Annotated in this window: 7 protein-coding genes; all 7 read right to left on the bottom strand. The window is 40.0% G+C overall.

Annotated elements, in window-relative coordinates; translation table 11 throughout:
- On the bottom strand, nt 1-1350 hold the full coding sequence (locus A5295_RS05365; RefSeq protein WP_231875300.1) for a ClC family H(+)/Cl(-) exchange transporter: 1350 nt from the start codon (nt 1348-1350) through the stop codon (nt 1-3).
- A gap of 57 nt (nt 1351-1407) precedes the next feature.
- Nucleotides 1408-1818: a CrcB family protein gene (locus A5295_RS05370; protein ID WP_004110041.1), complete on the bottom strand. Its 411-nt coding sequence runs from the start codon at nt 1816-1818 to the stop codon at nt 1408-1410.
- Complete coding sequence (locus tag A5295_RS05375) at nt 1818-2321, bottom strand: CrcB family protein (protein ID WP_064622047.1); 504 nt, start codon at nt 2319-2321, stop codon at nt 1818-1820. The genes A5295_RS05370 and A5295_RS05375 overlap by 1 nt, the downstream gene beginning before the upstream one ends.
- A gap of 95 nt (nt 2322-2416) precedes the next feature.
- A complete protein-coding gene (locus A5295_RS05380) occupies nt 2417-3718 on the bottom strand; it encodes an adenylosuccinate synthase (protein WP_064622049.1) in 1302 nt (433 codons plus the stop codon).
- Nucleotides 3719-3833: 115 nt separating this feature from the next.
- Nucleotides 3834-4889, bottom strand: coding sequence for a class II fructose-bisphosphate aldolase (fbaA, locus tag A5295_RS05385; protein WP_064622051.1), 1056 nt, complete (start codon nt 4887-4889; stop codon nt 3834-3836).
- Between the two features lie 147 nt (nt 4890-5036).
- Nucleotides 5037-5378: a chorismate mutase gene (locus A5295_RS05390; RefSeq protein WP_004110050.1), complete on the bottom strand. Its 342-nt coding sequence runs from the start codon at nt 5376-5378 to the stop codon at nt 5037-5039.
- Nucleotides 5379-5383: 5 nt separating this feature from the next.
- A complete protein-coding gene (locus tag A5295_RS05395) occupies nt 5384-5845 on the bottom strand; it encodes an Lrp/AsnC family transcriptional regulator (protein WP_064622053.1) in 462 nt (153 codons plus the stop codon).
- Nucleotides 5846-5962 lie beyond the last annotated feature (117 nt).

Below are 5962 nucleotides of genomic sequence, written 5' to 3' on the forward strand. Positions count from 1 at the left end.
CTATTTTACAGAATTTACAGATGGCAATACTAAATCTTTATTAACTTTCATATAGCGTTCAAGTAACTCACCATAAATTGGCTTAGTTTTTAGAATATCCGAAATAAACAATGCGATAAATGCAGAAGCTGCAACTGGAAGCGTATGAATCATAGTTCCAGACATTTCAACAGTAAGCAAAATCGAAGTGAGTGGAGCTTTTACAGATGCAGACAACGTACCAGCCATAACGCAAACTGCAAACACAGATACAAATTTTGTATCAATGCCAAATGCTGAAACGCTAGTAATCCAGCGCGCAGCAACACCACCTGCGAGCGCACCTACTGCAAGAATAGGCATAAAAATACCACCGGGAGCGCCACAACCAAAACTCGTAGAAGTAAACAACATTTTTGCCACAAATAGCAAACAAAGCATTGCAAGACTTGCTTTTCCATATTCAGAAAGTCGCACTAAATTAGATCCGCCACCAAGAACTTCAGGCAGGAACAAGCCAACTGGTATTGCAATTAAGCAAGCAATAGCAACAGGCATCCACTTTGGCAAATATCCGTATAATGTTTGCAAACCAAGTAACGAACGATTCATTATCGAGCCTACAAAACCTGCAAAAATACCAAGAGGAATAATCCAAATATGCAAGTTCATTGGCAAATCTGGAATCTGACCAAAATCAAGAACTGGACGCAACCCGAAACAAGTTTGCGAAACAAAATCAGCACATAAAGCAGCTGCAGCAGCTCCTATAAGAACAATTGAAGTTAAGCCGTGCTGAATCTCCTCCATAGCAAACATAACTCCAGAAAGTGGCGCAGAAAACGCAGCAGATAAACCGGCTGCAGCTCCAGCAGTTACTACATAATGCTCTTTAATATCGTCACGCCTACCTTTACGGAAAATTCGAGACAACATTTGAGCACCACATGCACCTATTTGAATAGATGGACCTTCACGCCCAAGAGACAATCCAAATAAAGAACCAAGTAAACCGCCAACAAAACGCACTGGCAGAATCGTGTGCCATCGCATATTCAAACCGCGATTAACATATCCCACGACTTGAGGAATACCACTTCCAGAAGCCATACTTTCTTTACGACTCATCCAGCCAATAATTAAACCTGCAATTACAGCAAAAATTAAGCATGGCAAAATCCACCATGCGTTATGCCGGATTTGTAAATACATCCAACGCGCAAAATCCGTACCGTATTCAATACCAAGCCTGTAAGAAGCTACTAATGAACCAGAAACAACGCCGACAAATATCCCAGCTAATATTACTTTCCAACGAAGCTGGCAAAAAGTTTTTGATATTTGCTTTAAGTTATTACTCAAAAAGCTCAATGCATTCTTAAACTTCACTACAACTCGATTCTGCGCACAACACTTAACTTCTAAATACTAAATTACGTACAGTAACAATATTTGCGAAACAATATACCCAACAGAAGCAGCAAAGAATGGAACAATAAGTTCTGCAAAAAGCAAGAACACTCCATCTTTTATGCGCTTTCTTTGAATAAGATCCACACCTTCAAAAATTGCAGTAGAAAACGTGGAAAATCCACCCAAAAATCCCAAAATCATCAAATAAGCAAAACGTACTCCACATATTGCAGCTGCAACCATGAAAACATTAGACATAACACCTATAGCAAATGAAGCAACGCAATTGATAAATAGCGTTGCAACTGGAACTTCGCTTTTATGAGCAGCTGAAATTTTTTTAGTCATTGCGCATCTTAAAACAGCACCTAAACCGCCAAAAAAGCAAGGCAAAATAAACATAATAAAAACGTATAAAGAATTCATCACTTCATCACCTTAGTATTAGCTTCTGCAACAGATCGACTTTGCTTTTTGTTCATGCAATTCGCAATTCCTGTTCCAACCCAATTACCAACAAAAGCCATAAAAACGCCAAAAAGCAGCGAAAAAAGCATGCCCAAAACAACAAGCGTCATGCGTGGAGACATAAAAGACATTGCACTTTCAAACGCGAAAGTAGACATAGTCGACAATCCGCCACAAAAGCCTGTTCCTAGCGCATATTTATACAAAGTCTGCTTTTCTTGCGTTAAAGCTTTAACAGATATTGCAGTAACAAGAGCAAAAATAAAGCATGCAATCATATTCGACAAAAAAGTTCCTAAAGTAAGCTGACCAAATATAAATGATTGTCCGTCTACTTGGTGAATCGTGTGCGCATAAGAAGAAATTACTGCGCGCACGAAAGCTCCACATGTACCACCAATAAAAACTAAAAAGTATAATCGACAATTATTTTTTTTATTTTTTCCGCTTATTTTACTCATTTTCACTCTTTTTGAAATTATCGTCATAAACCAAAACGACACTCCCAACCGAGAAGTGCCGTTTTGCTAAGTTAATCATAAAATAATAAACAATTTCAGTCAGTTAGTGAGTGAACACTAATGATATGATCACGCTGCGGACCAGTTCCAATAGCAGAAATACGGCAATGAGAAAGCTCTTCCAAACGCTTTACATAACTTTGCGTGTTTTGAGGCAAATCTTCAAACTTATGAATTTGAGAAATATCCTCATTCCAGCCTGGAAGCATCTCGTATACTGGTTTCGCAGAAGCAAACAGTGATTGATCTACAGGCATTTCTTCCATACGCTGAACTGTTCCATCAGACAAAGTTACATCATAAGCTACGCAAATTGGGATTTCCTTCAAACCAGTCAAAACGTCAAGCTTAGTAAGAACAATATCCGTCAAACCATTTACGCGAGTTGCATAACGGCTTACTACAGAATCAAACCATCCACAACGACGAGGACGACCAGTTGTAACACCATATTCATGGCCTTGCTCACGCAACCAGTCACCCTGCTCATCCAAAAGTTCAGTTGGGAATGGACCTTCACCAACACGAGTAATATACGCTTTCGCTACTCCAATTACGCGCGTAATACGAGTAGGACCAACACCAGTACCCGTGCAAGCACCACCAGCAGTAGGGTTTGAAGAAGTTACAAACGGATAAGTGCCATGATCGACGTCAAGCATTGTGGCTTGTCCACCTTCAAACAGCACAGTTTTGCCTTCATCCATTGCTTCATTCAATACTAATGAAGTATCAGCAACATATTTCTTCAAGCGTTTGCCAAGCTCCACAAGTTGAGCAGTAACTGCATCAATATCAATAGGATGTTGATTATAAAGTTTTACAAGCATTTGATTCTTTTGATGCAAACTTGCTTCAACTTTGTCGCGCAAGTGATCAGCATTAAATAAATCATGCACTCGAATACCAACACGATTAATTTTATCTGCGTAAGTAGGTCCAATACCACGACCAGTCGTGCCGATCTTGTGTTTGCCAAGAAAACGCTCAGTTACTTTATCAATAACTCGATGATACGGAGTAATAACATGCGCAGCTTCGCTCACAAGCAAGCGCGAACAATCTACACCGCGAGATTCCAAAGCGTCAATTTCTTCAAGCAATACCTCTGGATCAACAACAACACCATTACCAATTACAGGCGTAACATTAGGGCTGATAATTCCGCTTGGAAGTAAATGTAATGCATAAGATTTATCGCCAACAACGACAGTGTGCCCAGCATTATTACCGCCATTAAAACGTGCGACAATATCAACCTTTGAACCAATTAAATCTGTTGCTTTGCCTTTACCTTCGTCACCCCATTGAGCTCCAATAAGCACAATACCAGGCATGCCGCACCTCCATTTTTGAGCTAACGCTGCTCAAATAAGCACAATCCTTACCTGTTAAGACTATCTCTATGCCCCTACCGAATAAGAAAATGAAATATATAAAATTAAAAATTTACTATTTCAGTGCTTTACCAGCAGAACCTAACTGCACACAAGCTTCTACTACACGCTGAGCCATGGCTTTTTCGGCTTCACGACCCCAAGATCGAGGATCATACAACTTCTTTTCGCCAACTTCTCCGTCTATTTTAAGAACAGAGTCATAATTGCTGAACATGTGACCAGCGATTGCACGAGTAAAAGCGTATTGAGTGTCGGTATCTATATTCATTTTAATTACGCCGTAACGCACAGCTTCAGCAATCTCTTGAGCAGTAGAGCCAGATCCGCCATGAAATACCAGCAGGAACGGCTTTTTAGAAGCGCCAAAGGTGCGAGTATCACAAATATTTTGATAGTTCTGATATACAGTTTTTTGGATTTCTTGCAATAATTTAGGATGCAGTTTTACAACGCCAGGCTTATAGGCTCCATGAACGTTGCCAAAAGTAAACGCTGCCATATACCTGCCACGTTCACCCAAGCCAAGTTTATCTACAACACGCAAAGCATCTTCAGGCGTAGAATACAATCTCTCGTCAATATCAGCACGATGCCCGTCTTCTTCTCCACCAACAGCACCAATCTCAATTTCAAGAATTGTGCGAGATTTTTGCGAAGCATCCAGCAACTGTTCTGCAACGTCTAGATTATGTTGCAAAGGCACCGTTGAGCCATCCCACATATGCGACTGAAATAATGGTTCTTCGCCTTTTTTGACTTGTTCTGTTTCATAAGAAATTAGTGGTTGAATCCAATCATCTAAATATTGCTCAGCACAATGATCTGTATGAAGCGCAATAGTGATATTAGGATATTGAGCTGCCACTTCGTGCGCAAATTTTGCAAATGCTATTGAACCAACAACACGATTATTGAGAGATTGACCCGAAAAATAAGCAGAGCCACCGACAGAAACTTGGATAATGCCATCAGATTCAGCTTGAGCAAATCCCTGCAGCGCTGCGTTAAGAGTTTGCGTACTAGTAACATTGATAGCAGGGTATGCGTAGCCACCTCGACTTGCAGCATCAAGCATATGCGCATAACGTTCAACAGTTGCAATAGTCATACTTGTATTATCCGCCTTTATTACTCAGATAGCCACGCGTATGCACAAAAACATTACATACCGATATGCGAAAATCTATTTTCAAAATCTACAAACTGATTGTGATTCTATAGTTCAACGCAATTAAAATAACAGAAATATCTAATCTCAAGACTGCATTTGCTGATGACGTTTCTTAGCCTCAGTAACAACAAACTCGTGATATTTCAACGCAATCGAAGAATCTAATCCGGCATTTTCCGCAATATTTAGCAAACTTTCTATTTGCTGCTGCTCTCTTTTAGAATCCTCAGGAGCAAATCCAGCTTCAGCCTTCAACTCACCAATTCGTTTCGTAGTTTTAAACCGCTCAGCAAGCAGCGCAATTATTGCATTATCAAAATTATCAACAGATTGACGCAACACAATAATCTCTTCGGCAGCAACTTTGCAACATGTCGTAAGAGATGTATCGCGCGCGTCAACCGTTGTTTCAGAAAAATCACACATAGTATTTAATCGAAATATGTTTGCAGAACCATAGTTGTTTCTGTACTAACAGGGACTATGCGATGAATGGTATTAATAAGTTCTTCCAATTTGCTTGGCGTAGCAACACGCACTACCAGCATAAAACTTGGACTACCAGTAATCGAATAGCAAGCTTCAATACCAGAAATATCACGCAATTTGTTAGGTATTGTAGCTTCCTGCCCAAAATCAAGTGGCGTAACAGACACAAATGCGCTTACAGGTAAACCACGACGCTCATAATCAATTAACGCGCGATAACCAGTAATAACACCTTTACACTCAAGCTTTTGCACTCGAGATTGAACTGCAGAAACAGACAAACCCGAAGCCTTCGCCAAACGAGTTAACGTCGCTCGACCATCATGTTCGAGAATATCAACAATGATTGCATCAGTTGAATCCATAGCTATACTAGTTTCAGCTTTATGAGGATTTCCAGCCATACGTCCTCCATTCTCCAGTCGACGCTGAATTGAGAATCTAAAACGAATCTATGTAGCGCCACATTGCAGTCTCTTTCATGGTACAGTATTTTTTACAGAAAAAGAACAAATTTATTC

The sequence above is a fragment of the Gardnerella sp. 26-12 genome (genome assembly GCF_001660745.1).
Taxonomy (GTDB): domain Bacteria; phylum Actinomycetota; class Actinomycetes; order Actinomycetales; family Bifidobacteriaceae; genus Bifidobacterium; species Bifidobacterium swidsinskii.

Bases quoted from the DNA above. Each gene is read 5' to 3' on its own strand.
- A5295_RS05370 (WP_004110041.1), bottom strand. From the start codon at position 1,818: ATGAATTCTTTATACGTTTTTATTATGTTTATTTTGCCTTGCTTTTTT.
- A5295_RS05375 (WP_064622047.1), bottom strand. From the start codon at position 2,321: ATGAGTAAAATAAGCGGAAAAAATAAAAAAAATAATTGTCGATTATAC.
- A5295_RS05380 (WP_064622049.1), bottom strand. From the start codon at position 3,718: ATGCCTGGTATTGTGCTTATTGGAGCTCAATGGGGTGACGAAGGTAAA.
- fbaA (WP_064622051.1), bottom strand. From the start codon at position 4,889: ATGACTATTGCAACTGTTGAACGTTATGCGCATATGCTTGATGCTGCA.
- A5295_RS05390 (WP_004110050.1), bottom strand. From the start codon at position 5,378: ATGTGTGATTTTTCTGAAACAACGGTTGACGCGCGCGATACATCTCTT.
- A5295_RS05395 (WP_064622053.1), bottom strand. From the start codon at position 5,845: ATGGCTGGAAATCCTCATAAAGCTGAAACTAGTATAGCTATGGATTCA.